Genomic DNA, 17,413 nt, shown 5'->3' on the forward strand with positions numbered 1-17,413 from the left:
ACCGGCTGTTACCCAGCGAGCCCGCCTGGTCGCGCTGCATTGACAGGCGATTCCTAAGCTCTCGTCCATTCCACGACAACCCCCCCAGGAGCCCACCATGCACACCGCCACGCTGCACGCCGAGTCCGCCAGCCGTCCGTCGATGCCGATGACGGCCGCCCTGCCGGCGCCCTCGCGCAGCATGGCCCGCCCCGATGCCGGCACGGTGTGCGCCCGGGTCAACGAATCGCTGAAGCTGCTGGCCGAATCGGTCGAGGTGCAACGCCGCATCGTGCATGCCGGCGACACGGTGTTCCAGGGCGGCCAGGGCTTCCAGTGCCTGTACATCATCAATTCCGGCTTCTTCAAGACGCTGAACGTCGCGGCCGACGGGCGCGAGCAGGTCGTCGGCCTGCACTTCAAGGGCGACTGGATGGGCTTCGACGGCATCGCGCACGGCCAGTACGGCTGCGATGCGATCGCGATGGACACCGGCGAGGTCTGGTCGGTGCGCTACGACATGCTGCTGCTCGCCGCGGCCCGCCAGCCGGCGCTGCTCGGCCTGCTGCACGCCGCGATGAGCCGCGAGATCTCGCGCGACCGCGACTCGCTGCTGTCGCTGGGCACGCTGCCGGCCGATGCGCGCGTCGCCGACTTCCTGCGCTACTGGGCCGAGTCGCTGTCGCAGCGCGGCCTGCGCGCCGACCAGATCACGCTGCGCATGACGCGCGCCGAGATCGGCAACTACCTCGGCATGACGCTCGAGAGCGTCAGCCGCGCGCTGTCGCGCATGGCGCGCAGCAACGTGATCCGCTTCACCGAGAAGGGCCGGCGCGACCTGTGCATCGCGAGCACCGAGGCGCTCGCGTCGTTCATCCAGGCGGCGATGACGCCGGCGTCGCGGGTGCTGCAGTGACGGCCGCCCGCAGGTCCGCACGAACCATCGCACGCACCATCGCATCGGACAGCTCCTCGCGCGAGTAGGGCTTGCGCAGCAGCTCCCACGGCAGGCCGACGCCGTCGCCGACCATCGCCTCCGACGAATAGCCCGACATCAGCAGCACCGCCAGCGCCGGCCGCAGCACTTTCGCCCGGCGCGCGAGGTCGGTGCCGCGCAGGCCGGCGCCGAGGATCACGTCGCTGAGCAGCAGGTCGATCGGCTGCGCCTGCTCCAGCGCGGCCAGCGCCGGCTCGGCGCTCGAATGGGCCGTGACCTCGCACTTCAGCGCGAGCAGGAAGGTGCGGCACACCGCCAGCACCTCCGGATCGTCTTCCACCACCATCACGCGCAGGCCGGGCGGCAACGCGGCCAGCGCCTCGCCCCGCGCCTCGGCGAGGCTCGGCAGATCGAAGCGCGGCAGGTACAGCGTGACCCGCGTGCCGGCGCCCGGCGCCGAATCGAGCGCCACCGCGCCGTTCGACTGCCTCGCGAAGCCGTACACCGTGCTCAGCCCGAGCCCGGTGCCGCGGCCGGCCTCCTTGGTCGTGAAGAACGGCTCGAACGCGCGGTCGCGCACCGCCTCGGACATGCCGTGCCCGGTGTCCGAGACGCTGATTTCGACGAAGCCGTCGTCGCGCTGTGCCGCCTCGCCCAGCTCGGCCACCAGCGGTGCCGGCACGCGCCGGCAGGGGCGGCAGGCGAACGACAGCGTGCCGCCGTCGGGCATCGCATCGCGCGCATTGATCGCGATGTTGAGCAAGGCCGATTCGAGCTGGCCGGGGTCGGCGCGGCAGCCGGGGCATCCGTCGGGCGCGTCGACGACGATCTGCACACGCTCGTCGAGCGTGCGGTGCAGCATGTCGGCCAGCGAGCGCAGCAGCAACGCCGGCTCCACGCGCGTGGGCACCAGGCGCTGGCGGCGCGAGAACGCGAGCAGCTTGCCGGTGAGTTCGGCGCCGCGCTTGGCCGCCCGCGTGGCGGCGCCCAGCATCTGCTGCAGCCGCGGCTCGTCGGCGACCGGCGGCTCGTACTCGAGCACCTGCAGGTTGCCCTGGATCACCGTCAGCAGGTTGTTGAAGTCGTGCGCGATGCCGCCGGTCAGCTGGCCGACGCTTTCCATGCGCTGGGCATGGTTCAGCTGGTCCTCGGTCTGCGCGCGCTGCAGGCTGGCGGCCAGCAGGCTGGACAGCGAATCGAGGAAGCGCAGCTCGTCGTCGCCGAAACGGCGCGCCTCGCGGCTGCGCACCGCGAGCACGCCGACGATGCTGCCGCGTTCGGACAGCGGCACGCCCAGCCCGCTGACCAGGCCGCGCGCCAGGAAGTCCGGCGGCACCTTGAAGCGCGTCTCGCGCGCGTAGTTGGAGACCACCACCGGCCGGCCTTCCGAGAGCACGAAGCCGGGCGGCGTGTCGGGCCGGTTCGGCACGTGGCGCCCCTCGACCTCGTCGCCCTCCAGCCCGACGCCGGCGGCGAGCCGGAACTCGATGCAGTTCGGCTCCAGCAGGTAGACGACCGCCGTCTCGACCTGCAGCCCCTCGGCGGCGATCTGCGGCACCTGGCGCAGCAGCGCCTGCGGATCGCGGGTGTCGACGGCCAGCCGCGCGAGCTTGGCGACGTGCTCGCTGTAGCGGGCCTGCTGCAGCGCCTGCTGCACCCGCGGGTACGCGGCGATGCCGCGGATCGCCGCGACGACGAACGGCAGGCCGTCGTCCTGCACCGGGCTCAACGCGATCTCGACGATCACCTCGCTGCCGTCCTTGCGCCGCGCCGTCAGCTCCAGCTGCGTGCCCATCGGGCGCGGCTTCGGGCTCATGCCGTAGGCGCCGCGGTAGGCCGCATGGCGCGGGCGGATGCTGTCGGGCACCAGCGCATCGACCGGCAGGCCGACGAGTTCTTCCACCTGGTAGCCGAGCAACCCGGCGGCCGCGGGATTGGCCCGCACGATCAGCCCCTGCGCATCGACCAGCAGCAGCGCATCCGGATAGGCGGAGAACAGCGACCGGAACAGGCGCCCTTCTTCGGGCGTCGGCGGCGGCAGGCGGTGCGGTGGCATGGCGGCTTCCTCGTTCAGGCGCCGACCACCGGCACCGCAAGCATGTAGCCGGCGCTGCGCACCGACTTGATCAGCTGCGGGCTCTCGGGGTCGGCCTCGAGCTTCTTGCGCAGGCGCCCCACCTGCACGTCGATCGTGCGGTCGAACGGCGCCGCCTCGCGCCCGCGCGTGCTTTCGAGCAGGAAGTCGCGCGACAGCACGCGGCCCGGGTGGCGCACGAACACGCTCAACAGGTCGAACTCGCCGCTGGTCAGCGCCACCTCGACGCCGGCGCGGTTGGCCAGCCGGCGCGCGGCGAGGTCGAGCTCCCAGTCGAGGAAGCGCAGGCGCTCGGCCGGCCCCTGCGCGGCCGCGGGCGCCGCGGCCGGCGCGGCGACGGCGGCGACCGCCGGGGCGGCGACGCGCCGCAGCACCGACTTGATCCGCGCGAGCAGCTCGCGCAGGTCGAACGGCTTGGTCACGTAGTCGTCGGCGCCGATCTCCAGCCCGACGACCTTGTCGACCGCATCGCCGCGGCCGGTGATGATGATCAGCCCGCACTGGTGGTGCTCGCGCAGCCGGCGCGCGATCGCGAAACCGTCCTCGCCCGGCAGTCCGAGGTCCAGCAGCACCAGCGATGGCGGATCGAGCGACATCAGCGCATCGAGCGCCCGGCCCTGGTGGACCTGCGAGACGCGGAAACCCTGGCCACCAAGGTAGTTGGCGAGCAACTGGGTGATGTCCACCTCGTCGTCCAGCACGGCGATGTGCTGCGGAACCCCCTGCGATGTCACGAAATGCCCCCTTGCTGCGCGGTCGGCGGCCTGCCTCCCTGCCGCCCGGCAGCACTATACGCGGCACATCGCCCCGCTCGCGGTCATTCAGGCGCCAGTTCGTGCAGCGCGCGCAGCGCGCCGGCGTCGTCGAACGACTGGAGGCAGGCATCGAGGCGCCCGAGCGACGCGCCGAAGCGCGCCAGCAGCGCCGGCCGCAATCGCTCGAACAGCGAATGGGCCTCGAAATCGCCGGCCGACAGCAACGCGGCCAGCTCCGCCATCTGCACCGCCCCGGCCGCGACGGCCGCGGGCTGCCCGATCGGCCCGGCCACCGGCAGGGCCAGGTGCCGGCGCAGCGCGTCGTAGAGCGCGGCCGGCTCGACCGGCTTCGCGACATGGCCGTCCATCCCGGCAGCCAGGCAGGCGGCGCGGTCCTCGTCGAACGCACTCGCGGTCATCGCGAGGATCGGCGTGCGGTCGCCGAGCGCACGGATGCGCCGCGTCGCCTCCAGCCCGTCCATGCCGGGCATCTGCAAATCCATCAGGATCAGCGAGAACGGCCCGTGCTGCACGCGTTCCAGCGCCTGGGCGCCGTCGCAGGCGACCTCCGCGTCGATGCCCACGGCCCGCAGCACGTCGCACGCCACCTCCTGGTTGACCTGGTTGTCCTCCACCACCAGCACGCGCAGCCGGCCCTGCTGCGCACGCAGCGCCGCCTCTGCACAGGGCAGGCCGGGGTCCGCCGGCGCGGCCGTGTCCGGCGGGCCGGCGAGCGCCGCGCTGGCCGGCTCCAGGCAGGCGGAGAACCAGAACTCGCTGCCCCGCCCCGGTTCGCTGCTGACGCCGACCTCGCCGCCCATCATCGCGGCCAGGCGCTGCGTGATCGCCAGGCCCAGGCCGGTGCCGCCGAAGCGCCGCGTGGTCGAGGTGTCGGCCTGCACGAAGGCCTCGAACAGGCACGCGAAGCGGTCGGCCGCGATGCCGATGCCGGTGTCGCGCACCGCGAAGCGCAGCCGCACGCCCGCCGCGGGGTCGGCCAGCCGCTGCACCTGCAACGCGACACTGCCGTGCGACGTGAACTTCACCGCGTTGCTGAGCAGGTTCAGCATCGCCTGCAGCAGCCGGGTCGGGTCGCCGTGCAGCAGGTCGGGCACGTCGTCGTCGGCCCCGAGCGACAGCGCGAGCCCCTTGGCCTGGGCCCGTTCGGCCACCTGGCTGCGCGCCCGCGCGAGCAGCGCGCGCAGCGAGAAGCAGGTGCGTTCCAGGTCGAGCCGGCCGGCCTCGATCTTCGACAGGTCGAGGATGTCGTCGATCACCTGCAGCAGGTGGGAGGCGGCATCGGACACCTTGCGCAGCCGCTGCGCCTGGCCCGGCTCGTGCACGTCGCGGCGCAGCAGGTGGGTCAGCCCGATGATCGCGTTCATCGGCGTGCGGATCTCGTGGCTCATGTTCGCGAGGAAGGCGCTCTTCGCGTGGTTGGCCGCCTCGGCCTTGTCGCGCGAGACGACCAGCAGCCGCTCGCTCTCGACCAGCGCCAGGTTGAGCCGCTGCAGCTGGCGCGTGCGCTCCTCGACGAGTTCCTCCAGCCGGTGCCGGTGGCGATCGAGTTCGGCCTGCGTCGCATGCCGCTCGGTGATGTCGGTGAACGAGGTGACGACCGCGGTGAGCCGCCCTTCCTCGCGCATCGGCTCGGCATGCGCAAGCACCCAGCGCAGGCTGCCGCCCGGCGGCACGACGCCGACCGTCACGTCGTGGCAGGGCTGTCCATCGCGCAGGCAGCGCTGCATCGGCAGCGCGGCGCGCGGCATCGGCGTGCCGTCGGGCCACAGCGTGCGCCAGCCGGCCAGCGCGGCCGGTTGCCGCAGCTGCGCGAGGTCCATGCCGAAGAAGCGCTCGGCCTGCGGCGAGCAGGCCTGCACGCGGCCGTCGCAGCCGACGATCAGGATGCCCTCGTCGAGCGCGCACACCATCGAGCGGTACTGGGCCTCGCTGCGCCGCAGCGCATCGGCCGCGAGGCGGCGCTGCGTCACGTCGGCATGCACCACCACCGCCCCGCCGCGGCCGGCCCGCAGCGGTGTCGCCGTCATGTGGAACCAGCCGGCGCCGCCCGGCCCGTGGCAGGCGTACTCGTGCGAGAACAGCGCCCGCCGGCCGGCCAGCACGTCGGCGATGCCGTCGGCGACGCGCTCGGCATCGGCCCCGGTGCCGCTCCCTGCGCCGCTCCGCGCGCCGGCGCGGGCGGCCGCGCGGCAGAGCCCGAGGTAGTCGATGCCGACCCCGGCCCGGGCCGCCAGTTCGGCATCCGTGCCTTGTGCCGCCGCGAAGCGCCGCCACGCGGCATTGACGCCGACGATCACGCCGCGGTGGTCCAGCACCGCCATGTGGTCCAGCACCGAATCCTCCACCGCCTGCACCAGTTCATGGGCTTCGCGCAGCGCCCGTTCCGCGCGGCGCCGTGCGGTGATGTCGCGCGAGATGCCGAACACGCCGACGACCCGGCCGGCCTCGCCGTGCAGCGGCCCCCTGGTCGCGAGGTAGCTGACGCTGCCGTCGCGGGTGCTGAGCTCCTCGTCGCAGGTGCGCACGCGGTCCTCGGCCATCACGAGCAGGTCGTTGCCGCGCACCAGCAGCGCCTGCTCCGGCGGGAACAGCGCCAGGTCGTCGTGCCCGATCACGTCGTCGGCGCTGCGGCCGAATGCGCGGCAGGCCTCGGGGTTGGCGAGCAGGTAGCGGCCTTCCAGGTCCTTCGCGAAGATGGCGTCGTTCGACCCGTCGACGATCGCCTGCAGCAGCCCGAGCGCCCGGACGCGGCCTTCCAGCACCACCTTCTCGGCCTGCAGCCGGCGCAGCGCCCGGCGCTCGACGGCCAGCAGCGCGAGGCTCGCCAGCGCGAGCCCGCAGGCCAGCAAGGTCAGCGCGACCGGGGGCAAGGGCAAGGGGAAGGGCGAGGGCATCACGCCGCCACCGGCTCGCGCGGCACGCCGTCGTGCACCGGTTCCGGTTCGTCGGGATGGCACTGCGCGATGGTGCAGAAGGCGTCGAAATCGGCGAGAAATGCATCGAGCAGGTCCGGATCGAAATGCCGGCCGCGCTGCGCCGCCATGATGCAGCGCACCTCGCCGAAGCCGAGCGCCGACTTGTAGACGCGCCGCGAGATCAGCGCATCGAACACGTCGGCCACCGCCATCAGCCGCGCGGCCAGCGGGATCGCATCGCCGGCCAGCCCGTCGGGATAGCCGCTGCCGTCCCAGCGCTCATGGTGGTGCAGCGCGATCTCGCAGGCGTACGACAGGAACGGCGCCGGCGCATGCGTGTCGGCCACCGCATGCGCGATCGCATCGGCACCGAGCCGGGCATGGGTCTTCATCACGGCCCATTCGTCGGGCGTCAGCGGCCCCGGCTTGAGCAGCACGCGGTCCGGGATGCCGACCTTGCCGATGTCGTGCAGCGGTGCGGATTTGGCGATCAGCGCGATCGCATGCTCGTCGAGTTCGGCGCGAAAGCGCGGGTGGCCGCCGGCGCGGCGTGCCAGCGCCTCCACATAGGCCTGGGTGCGCAGCAGGTGGTTGCCGGTCTCGTTGTCGCGCGTCTCGGCCAGCCGCGCCAGCGCGCGCATCGCGACGTCCTGGATGCGCTCGTTCTCGCGCCGGCGCAGCAGCAGCTCGGCCTGCAAGGCCGCCTTCTCGTCGCGCAGGCTGTCGCGCGCCTGCTTCAGCGCGAGGTGGGTGCGCACCCGCGCCAGCACCACCGCCGGGCGCAGCGGCTTCGTGATGTAGTCGACCGCGCCTTCGGCCAGCCCGTGGCGCTCGTCGTCGGTGGAATCCATCGCGGTCGCGAAGATCACCGGGATGTCGCAGGTGGCGGGATCGTCGCGCAGCGCCTGCAGCACCTGGTGGCCGTCCATCAGCGGCATCATCAGGTCGAGCAGGACCAGCTCGGGCGCCGGATGCCGGCGGGCCAGCTGCAACGCGCGTTCGCCGCTGCGCGCCGCGAGCACCCGGTAGTCGACCTGCAGCAGTTCGCCGAGCACCTGCAGGTTGTCGGGGTTGTCGTCGACGATCAACACGGTCGGCTGCCGCATGTCGGTGCTCCCGGTGCCGGGAGCGGCACCTGTGGCGGCAGTCTCGGCATTCGCCGCGGGCGGGCAGTTGATCGGCGTCAAGCGGTGGCGGACCGGGCGGCCGCGTGCCCTGCCCGCGTGCGGAACCGCACGGCCTCAGCGCGGTGCCGCGCTGCGCAGCTCCAGGTAGCCGCCGGCGCGGAACACCGTCAGCCGCGTGCCCGCCAGCGTGCGCCACGACAGCAGCGCGCGCACGAAGTCGCCGCTGTCGCCGAGGGCCCGGCCGTTCATGCCGACCACGATGTCGCCGACGCGCAGGCCCAGCGACGCCGCGACGCTGCCGCGTGCCACCGCGTTGACGAAGGCCCCTCGCGCATCCGGGCGGCCGGCGTGCCAGGCCGCGAGCGGCGACACGTCCTCGAAGCCGGCGCCCAGCCGCGGCCGGGGCGCGGCACCGTCGCTGCGCAGTTCGGCCACCACCTGCTGCACCACCTCGATCGGCATGAACAGGCTGACGCCCGAGGTGCCGTACGGGCCGACCACGGTGCGCAGGCTCATGCCGACGATCGCGCCGCGGGCATCCAGCAGCGGCCCGCCGGAATTGCCGGGGTTCAGCGTCAGGTCGCTCTGGATGAACAGCACCTCGCCGTCCTCCGCGAAATGCCGCGCACGCCCGCCGACGATGCCCGCCACCACCGAACGGTTCAGGCCGTACGGCTCGCCGATGGCGAGCACCCAGTCGCCGGCGCGCAGCGCGGCCGAGCGCGCGAACACCGGTGCCACGGAAGGCGCCGCATCCAGCTCGAGCAGCGCGATGTCCATGTCGCGGTCCATCGCCCGCACGCGCGCCGGGCTGACGCGCTGGTCGGGCAGCTTCACCAGCACCTGGCCGGCACCGGCCACCACGTGCGCGGCGGTCACGACCGCCCCGCCCTCGTCGATGAAGAAGCCGGCGCCGATGCGCGCCGGCAGCTCGGCGGTGCTCCACGGCGCGAGTTCGTCGCCGCGCGGCAGCGAGGCCTCGTCGGCGTCCGCTGCATCGTCCGCGCCGATGCCGTAGACGCCGACCGCGAACGCGCCGCCGCGGCTCACCGCCGCCGCGAAGCCGGCGGCCGGCGCGGGCGACGGCCACGGCGACGGCGCGGCGCAGCCGGCCAGCCCGGCGGCCAGCAGCAGCGTGCCGAGCAGGCGACGCACCCCGTCAGCGCCCGCCCGGCGGCCGGTGGCAGTGGCCGTGGCCGATGGCCGGCCCGATGCCCAGCGGCGGCGGCAGGGCCCACAGGATCTTCTTGAAGACATGGCGGTAGTGGTCATCCGGTTCATGGCCGGCCAGCGGGTCGCGGTTGGCGCAGAACGCGCTGTCCAGCGCGGCCCAGTCGTCGGCCGTCAGCACGCGCTCGGCGAGCGGCAGCACCTCGGCCTCCTCGGCCTGGATGTGCGCCAGGTAGAAGTCGATGTAGCGCAGCATGGCCTGCTCGAAGCGATCGCGGCGCACGCTCAACTGGCCGGTGTCGGCCATCATCTCGAAGCCGAGCAGCTCGTGCTCCAGCTCGCGGATCGCGCGCTCGCCGTCGGCGTGATCGCGGTCGAGCCGGTCCAGCACCGCATCGCCTTCGGTCGTGCGCCGCCGCAGCAGCGGGAACAGCAGTTCGCTCTCCTTCGCATGGTGCAGGCGCTCGGGAAACTCGTCGACGTAGAACAGCATCGCGCGCAGCACGCCGAAATCCGGCAGGCTGCCGCGGCGCCGGTGGTCGGCCAGCAGCAGGCTGATCGAGCGCAGCATCGCCGACATGGCGCTGTGCTCTTCGAGGATGACGCGCACGGCAGCGTGATGCATGGCAGGGTCCCGGCCGACGAAAGGCCTTCAGCTTCGCGCCGCGCCGGCCGATGTGCCTTGATGCGCGTCAACTCCGCGATCCGACGCAAGTCGATCGGAAATCGATGCCCCTCGGCTTGCGCAACCGGCCCGCGCGGAGTTGAATCGGGGGGGGATGCACCAGAACAACCCAACGCATCGGGCGCCGGGTCCGTCCCGGTGATGGGGAGGCGAAATGACAACGACCGAGCTGCTGGCCGCACGGCTGGCCCATGATTCGCCGGAGGCGCTTGCCGCGACCGCGGCCGACGACACCATCACGTGGTGGAATGACGCCGCGCAGGCGTTGTTCGGCTACCGCAGCGACGAGGCCATCGGACGCCGGCTCGGCGAGTTGCTGCTGCCGGCCGGCGTGACCGAGCCGCAGCACGACGGCCGCAGCCGCGAGGCGGTGCGCCGCTGCAAGGACGGCTCGCTGATCTACGTGCTCGCCTCGTCGCGCCGGCTGGACGACGCGTCGGGCGGTCCGTCCCATGTGCACAGCATGGCCGACGTGACCCACATGAAGGTCGCCCGCGACGCCCGCCTGATCGACACCCGCTACCGCGAGCTGCTGGAATCGACCCCCGATGCCATCGTGATCGTCAACGACATCGGCCGCATCGTGTTCGTCAACGGCCAGGCCGAAGCGGTCTTCGGCTACGGGCGCGACGAACTGTCCGGCCGCGTGCTCGAACAATTGATGCCGCCGCGCTACCGCGCCGCGCACGGCGCGCATCTGACGCGCTACCTCGCGCAGTCGCGCACGCGCGAGATGGGCGTCGGGCTGGAGCTGTACGGGCTGCGCAAGAACGGCGAGGAATTCCCGGTCGAGATCAGCCTGAGCCCGCTGGAGACCGATGCCGGTCGCATGGGCATGAGCGCGATCCGCGACATGACCTACCGGCGCAAGGCCGAGCAGAAGTTCCGCGGCCTGCTCGAATCCGCCCCCGACGCGATCGTGATCGTCGACCACAACGGCCGCATCCTGCTGGTGAACACGCAGACCGAGCGGCTGTTCGGCTACCCGCGCGCCGAACTGCTCGGCGAGCCGATCGAGGTGCTGGTGCCCGAGCGCTTCCGGGCGCTGCACCCGGGCCACCGGCAGCAGTTCTTCGCCGACCCGAAGGTGCGGCCGATGGGCGCCGGGCTCGAGCTGCAGGGCCGCCGGCGCGACGGCTCGGAGTTCCCGGTCGAGATCAGCCTGAGCCCGCTGGAGACCGAGGACGGCACGCTGGTCAGCGGCTCGATCCGCGACATCTCCGAACGACGCCGCGTCGAGCATGCGCTGCAGGAGAAGAACGTCGAGCTCGAACGCGCGAACCAAGCCAAGGACAAGTTCCTCGCGACGATGAGCCACGAGCTGCGCACGCCGCTGAACGCGGTGATCGGCTTCACCGGGCTGCTGCTGATGAAGCTGCCGGGCCCGCTGACCGCCGACCAGGAGAAGCAGCTGGCGATGGTGCAGTCCAGCGCCAAGCACCTGCTGTCGCTGATCAACGACCTGCTCGACCTCGCGAAGATCGACGCCGGCAACGTGCAGATGCAGTTCAAGCCGGTCGCCTGCCGCTCGCTGGTGGAGGAAGTCGCCGCGACGCTGCGCCCGGCGGCCGAGGCCAAGGGCCTGCGGTTGTTGGTGCAGCTGCCGGCGCAGGAGGTGTCGGTCGACACCGACCAGCGCGCGCTGCAGCAGATCCTGATCAACCTGGTGAGCAATGCCGTCAAGTTCACCGACAGCGGCACGGTGACCGTCGTGCTGGACAGCCAACCCGCGAGCGGCGTGTCGCTGTCGGTCACCGACACCGGGCCGGGCATCGGCGCCGACGAGCAGGCGCGGCTCTTCCAGGCCTTCACGCGCGTGGGCAGCGCGACCGCGCGCAGCCGCATCGAAGGCACCGGCCTCGGGCTCTACCTGAGCCGCAAGCTGGCCGAACTGCTGGGCGGGCGCATCGAGCTCGACAGCGAGCCGGCGCGCGGCAGCCGCTTCACGTTGTCGCTGCCGCGGTCATGAGCGCGCGCGTGCTGATCGTCGAAGACAACGCGATCAACCGCGAGTTGATGGACTACCTGCTGCGCGCGTTCGGCTTCGAGACGATGAAGGCGGCCGACGGCGCCGTGGGGCTGGAGATCGCCCGCCGCGAGCGGCCCGACCTGATCCTGTGCGACATCCAGATGCCGGTGCTCGACGGCCCGGGGTTCGCGCGCGAGGCGAAGGCCGACCCGGTGCTGCACGGCACCCCGCTGGTCGCGGTGACCGCGTTCGCGATGGTGGGCGACCGCGACCGGCTGCTGGCGCTGGGCTTCGACGGCTACATCGCGAAGCCGCTGGAGCCGCTGGCCTTCATCCAGGCCGTCAACGCCTCGCTGCCGGCGGCGCTGCGCGCCAACGGCCCGGCGCAGCCGCCGCCGGCGTACACCAGCCTGCCGCCGAGCGGCATGACGGTGCTGGTGCTCGACGACTCGCAGGTCAACCTGCAGCTCAAGCGCGACCTGCTGCAGCCGCACGGCTACACCGTCGTGACGGCCGACACGCCGGCGCAGGCGCTGCGGCTCGCGCGCGAGCACCGGCCGGCGCTGATCATCTCGGACGTCGGCATGTCCGAAGGCAGCGGCTTCGACTTCATCCGCGACGTGAAGGCCGATGCGCAGCTGCGCGACATCCCGTTCATCTTCCTGTCGTCCACGCACTGGAACGAGGCCTCGCGGACGCTCGGCCTGCAGCTCGGCGCGTTCCGCTACCTGCTGCGCCCGCTGGAGCCGCAGGTGCTGCTCGCCGAGATCGAAGCCTGCCTGCCGCAGCACTGAACGCCCCCATGCCCCTTCAATACGCCCGCCGCCTCAGCAGCCGCCAGCGCTCGGTCCAGGCCGACCGGCACCTGGGCGTGGCACTGACCTTCGTCGCCGGGGCCACCAATGCCGGCGCCTTCCTGGCGGTGCACCAGTACACCTCGCACATGACGGGCATCCTGTCGGCGATGGCCGACCACCTGGTGCTCGGCATGTGGGACGTCGTCGCGGCCGGCCTGGGCGCCCTGCTGGCCTTCACCGCGGGCGCTGCCTGTTCGGCGCTGCTGGTGAACCTCGGCCGCCGCCATCAGTTGCACAGCGAGTTCGCCGGTCCGCTGCTGCTGGAGGCCGCGCTGCTGCTGGCTTTCGGCCTGCTGGGCAGCCGGCTGGCGGAGCTGCGCAGCTACTTCGTGCCGCTCACCGTGATGCTGCTGTGTTTCACGATGGGGCTGCAGAACGCGCTGGTCACCAAGCTGTCCCGGGCGGAGATCCGCACCACCCACGTCACCGGCATCGTCACCGACATCGGCATCGAACTCGGGAAGCTGGCCTACTGGAACCGCTCCCGGTCGCTCGACGGGGTCCTGCGGGTGGAGGCCAACCGCGACCGCCTCGGCCTGCTGGGCCTGCTGCTGCTGAGCTTCTTCTGCGGCGGCGTGGCCGGCGCGTGGGGATTCAACCGGCATGGCTACGTCGCGACCGTGCCGTTGGCCGCGCTGCTCGGCGCGGTGGCGGTCCCGACGGCCTGGGACGACGTCGTCGGCTGGTGGCGGCGCCATCGGAAAGCTTGACATCCGTCAAGCCGCGGATCGGCGTCCCTGCCTATCCTCGTGCCGATGAAATCGACAAGCCCGATCGGCGGGAGCACATGAACGAAGCTTCCGACGTCCCGACGAAGCGGCAGGAGCGCACCGTGGTGCTCGTGTCGCTGGCGGTGATCGCACCGGTGCTGGCGGTCGGCGTCGTCGGCGGCTACGGCTTCCTCGTGTGGATCTACCAGCTCTTCGCGGGCCCGCCCGGCAGTTGAGCATGCACCCCCCCGAACTTCACATCGCGAGCCTGGTCGTCCATTCGACGCCGGCTCGCGCCGCCGCGCTGGCGGCCACGCTGTCGACCCTGCCGCAGGCCGTCGTCCATGCAGTGGGCGCCAACGGCAAGCTGGTCGTCACGCTGGAAGCCGACGGCGCCGCGCAGATGGTCGCGCAGGTGCAGCAGATCCAACGCACCGATGGCGTCCTGTCGGCAGCGCTGGTCTACCAGCATGCCGACACCCTGGATTCGATGAACGAGGAGATTTCCGATGCCGATCGCCCGCAGGGACTTCATCCGGCAGACGGCAGCGGCGAGCGCGGCTGCGGTCGCCGGCCTGCCACTGCCCGGCCTGACGGCCACCCCGACGGACAACGCTGAGCTGAAGTGGTCCAAGGCCCCGTGCCGCTTCTGCGGCACCGGCTGCGGCGTCACCGTCGCGGTCAAGGACAACCGCGTCGTCGCGACGCACGGCGATCTCGAGGCCGAGGTCAACAAGGGCCTGAACTGCGTCAAGGGCTACTTCCTGTCGAAGATCATGTACGGCGAGGACCGGCTGACGCGCCCGCTGATGCGCATGAAGGACGGCAAGTACGCGAAGGACGGCGAGTTCCAGCACGTCTCCTGGGACCAGGCCTTCGACGAGATGGCGCGGCAGTTCAAGCGGGTGCTGAAGGAGAAGGGGCCGACCGCGGTCGGCATGTTCGGCTCCGGGCAATGGACGGTGTGGGAAGGCTATGCGGCGCTGAAGCTGATGAAGGCCGGCTTCCGCTCGAACAACCTCGACCCGAACGCCCGCCACTGCATGGCCTCGGCGGCCGTCGGCTTCATGCGCACCTTCGGCGCCGACGAGCCGATGGGCTGCTACGACGACATCGAGGCCGCCGACGCGTTCGTGCTGTGGGGCTCGAACATGGCCGAGATGCACCCGATCCTGTGGACGCGCGTGACCGACCGGCGCCTCACCGGCAAGGACGTCAAGGTGGCGGTGCTGTCGACCTTCGAGCACCGTTCGTACGAGCTGGCCGACCTGGACCTCACCTTCACGCCGCAGACCGACCTGGCGATCCTGAACTACATCGCGCACTACATCATCTCGACCGGCCGGGTGAACCGCTCGTTCGTCGAGAAGCACACCACGTTCAAGCTCGGCAACGCCGACATCGGCTACGGCCTGCGGCCGGAGCACCCGCTGCAGAAGGCGGCGAAGAACGCCAACGCCGCCGGCGGCTCGAAGCCGATGAGCTTCGACGAATTCGCGAAGTTCGTCGCCACCTACGACCTCGAGTACACCGCGAAGCTGAGCGGCGTGCCGAAGAACCGCCTGCAGGCGCTGGCCGAGCTGTACGCCGACCCGAAGGTGAAGGTGATGTCGTTCTGGACCATGGGCTTCAACCAGCACACCCGCGGGGTCTGGGCGAACAACATGGTCTACAACATCCACCTGCTCACCGGCAAGATCGCGACGCCGGGCAACAGCCCGTTCTCGCTGACCGGCCAGCCGTCGGCCTGCGGCACCGCGCGCGAGGTCGGCACCTTCGCGAACCGGCTGCCGGCCGACATGGTGGTCACCAACCCCAAGCACCGCGCGCACGCCGAAGAGATCTGGAAGCTGCCCGACGGCACCATCCCCGACGTGCCCGGCTACCACGCGGTGCTGCAGAACCGCATGCTCAAGGACGGCAAGCTCAACGCCTACTGGGTGATGGTCAACAACAACATGCAGGCCGGCGCCAACCTGACGCAGGAAGGCTACCCGGGCTACCGCAACCCCGACAACTTCGTCGTGGTGTCCGACGCCTACCCGACCGTCACCGGGCTGGCCGCCGACCTGATCCTGCCGGCCGCGATGTGGGTCGAGAAGGAAGGCGCCTATGGCAACGCCGAGCGGCGCACCCACTTCTGGCACCAGCTGGTCGGCCCGCCGGGCGAGGCGAAGTCCGACCTGTGGCAGCTGATGGAGTTCTCCAAGCGCTTCAAGATCGAGGAGGTCTGGCCGGCCGAGCTGATCGCGAAGAAGCCGGAGTACCGCGGCAAGACCTTGTTCCAGGTGCTGTTCGAGAACGGCCAGGTCAACGCCTTCCCGGCCTCGCAGGTCGAGGCCGGCTATGCGAACGACGAGGCGAAGGCCTTCGGGTTCTATCCGCAGAAGGGACTGTTCGAGGAGTACGCGAGCTTCGGCCGCGGCCACGGCCACGACCTGGCGCCGTTCGACCGCTACCACCAGGTGCGCGGGCTGCGCTGGCCGGTGGTCGACGGCAAGGAGACGCGCTGGCGCTACAAGGAAGGCTCGGACCCCTACGTGAAGCCGGGCAGCGACTGGCAGTTCTACGGCAACCCGGACGGCAAGGCGGTGATCTTCGCGTTGCCGTACGAGCCGCCGCCGGAGGTGCCCGACCGCGACTTCCCGTTCTGGCTGTCGACCGGCCGCGTGCTGGAGCACTGGCACTCGGGCTCGATGACGCGCCGGGTGCCCGAGCTGCATGCCGCGGTGCCGAACGCCGTCTGCTACATGCACCCGGACGACGCGAAGGCGCTGGGCGTGCGGCGCGGCGACGAGATCGAGGTCGCCTCGCGCCGCGGCGCGATGCGCACGCGGGTCGAGACGCGCGGGCGCAACAAGCCGCCGCGCGGGCTGGTGTTCGTGCCATGGTTCGATGCCAGCCAGCTGATCAACAAGGTCACGCTGGACGCCACCGACCCGATCTCGTTCCAGACCGATTTCAAGAAGTGCGCGGTGCGCATCGCGAAGGTCGCCGCGGCGTGAGGCACAGGAAGAACCCATGAATGCACTCCGATTGCTGGCGCGGTCATGCGCCCTGGCCTGCGCGCTGGCTTGCGCGGCCGCCGCCGCGGCCCCGCCGCTGCTGCAGGACGCGATGCGCGGCCCGACCCCGATCCTCGACAACGCGGTGCCGCCGCGGCTGGCCAATGCGGTCAACGACGACCAGCGCCGCACGCGCAACTACGACATGCAGCCGCCGATCGTCCCGCACCGGGTCGACGGCTACCAGGTCGACCGCAACTTCAACAAGTGCCTGGACTGCCACGCCCGCGCCCGCACCGGATTCAGCCAGGCGGTGCCGGTGAGCGTCACGCACTACATCGACCGCAGCGGCAAGGTGCTGGCGCAGATCTCGACGCGCCGCTACTTCTGCCAGCAGTGCCACGTGGCGCAGGAGCCGGTGCGTCCGCTGGTGGCCAACACCTTCGAGGACGTCGACACGGTGCTGCGCAAGGCCGCCGCCGCCCCCCAACGCTGACCGGAGGCCTGCCGTGCGCCACCTGCTGATCCGCTTCTGGACCATCCTCGCCCGCCCGAGCGTGCACTACAGCCTGGGCGTCCTGCTGCTGGCTGGCTTCATCGCCGGCGTGACGTTCTGGGGCGCCTTCAACACCGCGATGGAGGCCACCAACACCGAGGCCTTCTGCACCGGCTGCCACGAGATGCGCGACAACGTGTTCGCCGAGCTGAAGAGCACCATCCACTACACCAACCGCTCCGGCGTGCGCGCGGTGTGCTCGAACTGCCACGTGCCGCACGAGTGGACCCACAAGATCGCCCGCAAGATGCAGGCGTCGAAGGAGGTCTGGGGCAAGGTGTTCGGCACCATCGACACGCCGGAGAAGTTCCAGGCCAAGCGGCTGGAGCTGGCACGCCACGAATGGGCCCGTTTCAAGGCCAACGATTCGCTGGAATGCCGCAACTGCCACAACTACGACTCGATGGACTTCACGCGCCAGAGCGTGCGCGCGCAGGCCATGCACTCGACCCACCTGGCCAGCAAGGACAAGACCTGCATCGATTGCCACAAGGGCATCGCGCACCGGCTGCCGCACATCCCGCCCGGCGAGGCACCGACCGACACGCCGGGGCAGCAGGTGCCGAAGGCCGGGCAGGCGGCGCAGGCCGAAGCCGGCGGCGCCGCCGCCGCACGCTGACGGCCCGGCCCCA

Annotated in this window: 15 protein-coding genes; 9 read left to right on the forward strand and 6 right to left on the reverse strand. The window is 71.5% G+C overall.

Annotated features, from left to right (window positions below; all coding sequences use genetic code 11):
- Positions 1 to 97 precede the first annotated feature (97 nt).
- Positions 98 to 895 (forward strand): Crp/Fnr family transcriptional regulator, encoded by a 798-nt coding sequence (locus FHT26_RS10530; protein ID WP_246867815.1) that lies wholly within the window; start codon positions 98 to 100, stop codon positions 893 to 895.
- Here the strand turns inward: FHT26_RS10530 and FHT26_RS10535 are convergent.
- From FHT26_RS10535 to FHT26_RS10560, 6 genes are all read right to left on the reverse strand, one after another.
- The gene (locus FHT26_RS10535) at positions 852 to 2,972 is read right to left on the reverse strand and encodes a PAS domain S-box protein (protein WP_168560067.1); all 2,121 of its coding nucleotides are present in this window, start codon (positions 2,970 to 2,972) and stop codon (positions 852 to 854) included. The two genes, FHT26_RS10530 and FHT26_RS10535, sit on opposite strands and share 44 nt — an antisense overlap.
- Before the next feature lie 14 nt (positions 2,973 to 2,986).
- Complete coding sequence (locus FHT26_RS10540; protein ID WP_168560068.1) at positions 2,987 to 3,745, reverse strand: winged helix-turn-helix domain-containing protein; 759 nt, start codon at positions 3,743 to 3,745, stop codon at positions 2,987 to 2,989.
- 83 nt (positions 3,746 to 3,828) lie between these two features.
- Entirely contained in the window at positions 3,829 to 6,663 is a 2,835-nt protein-coding gene (locus tag FHT26_RS10545) for a PAS domain-containing hybrid sensor histidine kinase/response regulator (protein WP_168560069.1), read from the reverse strand.
- A gap of 17 nt (positions 6,664 to 6,680) precedes the next feature.
- Positions 6,681 to 7,808 (reverse strand): HD-GYP domain-containing protein, encoded by a 1,128-nt coding sequence (locus FHT26_RS10550; RefSeq protein ID WP_168560070.1) that lies wholly within the window; start codon positions 7,806 to 7,808, stop codon positions 6,681 to 6,683.
- A gap of 135 nt (positions 7,809 to 7,943) precedes the next feature.
- Positions 7,944 to 8,984, reverse strand: a complete 1,041-nt coding sequence (locus FHT26_RS10555) for a trypsin-like peptidase domain-containing protein (protein WP_168560071.1) — start codon at positions 8,982 to 8,984, stop codon at positions 7,944 to 7,946.
- Positions 8,985 to 8,988: 4 nt separating this feature from the next.
- Positions 8,989 to 9,624: a hemerythrin domain-containing protein gene (locus FHT26_RS10560; RefSeq protein WP_168560072.1), complete on the reverse strand. Its 636-nt coding sequence runs from the start codon at positions 9,622 to 9,624 to the stop codon at positions 8,989 to 8,991.
- Positions 9,625 to 9,838: 214 nt separating this feature from the next.
- On the opposite strand from FHT26_RS10560, the gene FHT26_RS10565 reads away from it, so the two are divergent.
- The 8 genes from FHT26_RS10565 (at position 9,839) to FHT26_RS10600 (ending at position 17,400) form a co-directional block, all read left to right on the forward strand.
- Complete coding sequence (locus tag FHT26_RS10565) at positions 9,839 to 11,653, forward strand: PAS domain S-box protein (RefSeq protein ID WP_168560073.1); 1,815 nt, start codon at positions 9,839 to 9,841, stop codon at positions 11,651 to 11,653.
- Positions 11,650 to 12,447, forward strand: coding sequence for a response regulator (locus tag FHT26_RS10570; protein ID WP_168560074.1), 798 nt, complete (start codon positions 11,650 to 11,652; stop codon positions 12,445 to 12,447). Before FHT26_RS10565 ends, FHT26_RS10570 begins: the two co-directional genes overlap by 4 nt.
- 8 nt (positions 12,448 to 12,455) lie before the next feature.
- Entirely contained in the window at positions 12,456 to 13,220 is a 765-nt protein-coding gene (locus tag FHT26_RS10575) for a YoaK family protein (RefSeq protein ID WP_168560075.1), read from the forward strand.
- Positions 13,221 to 13,297: 77 nt separating this feature from the next.
- On the forward strand, positions 13,298 to 13,456 hold the full coding sequence (locus FHT26_RS10580) for a periplasmic nitrate reductase, NapE protein (protein WP_168560076.1): 159 nt from the start codon (positions 13,298 to 13,300) through the stop codon (positions 13,454 to 13,456).
- A gap of 2 nt (positions 13,457 to 13,458) precedes the next feature.
- A complete protein-coding gene (locus FHT26_RS10585) occupies positions 13,459 to 13,839 on the forward strand; it encodes a chaperone NapD (protein ID WP_168560077.1) in 381 nt (126 codons plus the stop codon).
- Positions 13,730 to 16,225, forward strand: a complete 2,496-nt coding sequence (napA, locus tag FHT26_RS10590; RefSeq protein WP_168560078.1) for a periplasmic nitrate reductase subunit alpha — start codon at positions 13,730 to 13,732, stop codon at positions 16,223 to 16,225. The genes FHT26_RS10585 and napA overlap by 110 nt, the downstream gene beginning before the upstream one ends.
- A gap of 16 nt (positions 16,226 to 16,241) precedes the next feature.
- Positions 16,242 to 16,721 carry a nitrate reductase cytochrome c-type subunit gene (locus FHT26_RS10595; protein ID WP_168560079.1) on the forward strand — a complete coding sequence of 160 codons (480 nt, stop codon included), beginning with the start codon at positions 16,242 to 16,244 and terminating at the stop codon, positions 16,719 to 16,721.
- Positions 16,722 to 16,734: 13 nt separating this feature from the next.
- Positions 16,735 to 17,400 (forward strand): NapC/NirT family cytochrome c, encoded by a 666-nt coding sequence (locus tag FHT26_RS10600; protein WP_168560080.1) that lies wholly within the window; start codon positions 16,735 to 16,737, stop codon positions 17,398 to 17,400.
- The last annotated feature ends 13 nt before the right edge of the window (positions 17,401 to 17,413 follow it).

This window comes from Rhizobacter sp. SG703 (genome assembly GCF_012275445.1).
Lineage (GTDB): Bacteria > Pseudomonadota > Gammaproteobacteria > Burkholderiales > Burkholderiaceae_C > Rhizobacter.

Excerpts from the sequence above, each read along its gene's own strand:
- FHT26_RS10580 (WP_168560076.1), top strand. The coding sequence starts at position 13,298 with ATGAACGAAGCTTCCGACGTCCCGACGAAGCGGCAGGAGCGCACCGTG.
- FHT26_RS10570 (WP_168560074.1), top strand. The coding sequence starts at position 11,650 with ATGAGCGCGCGCGTGCTGATCGTCGAAGACAACGCGATCAACCGCGAG.
- FHT26_RS10530 (WP_246867815.1), top strand. The coding sequence starts at position 98 with ATGCACACCGCCACGCTGCACGCCGAGTCCGCCAGCCGTCCGTCGATG.
- FHT26_RS10565 (WP_168560073.1), top strand. The coding sequence starts at position 9,839 with ATGACAACGACCGAGCTGCTGGCCGCACGGCTGGCCCATGATTCGCCG.
- FHT26_RS10560 (WP_168560072.1), bottom strand. The coding sequence starts at position 9,624 with ATGCATCACGCTGCCGTGCGCGTCATCCTCGAAGAGCACAGCGCCATG.
- FHT26_RS10535 (WP_168560067.1), bottom strand. The coding sequence starts at position 2,972 with ATGCCACCGCACCGCCTGCCGCCGCCGACGCCCGAAGAAGGGCGCCTG.
- napA (WP_168560078.1), top strand. The coding sequence starts at position 13,730 with ATGCCGATCGCCCGCAGGGACTTCATCCGGCAGACGGCAGCGGCGAGC.
- FHT26_RS10550 (WP_168560070.1), bottom strand. The coding sequence starts at position 7,808 with ATGCGGCAGCCGACCGTGTTGATCGTCGACGACAACCCCGACAACCTG.
- FHT26_RS10595 (WP_168560079.1), top strand. The coding sequence starts at position 16,242 with ATGAATGCACTCCGATTGCTGGCGCGGTCATGCGCCCTGGCCTGCGCG.
- FHT26_RS10575 (WP_168560075.1), top strand. The coding sequence starts at position 12,456 with ATGCCCCTTCAATACGCCCGCCGCCTCAGCAGCCGCCAGCGCTCGGTC.
- FHT26_RS10585 (WP_168560077.1), top strand. The coding sequence starts at position 13,459 with ATGCACCCCCCCGAACTTCACATCGCGAGCCTGGTCGTCCATTCGACG.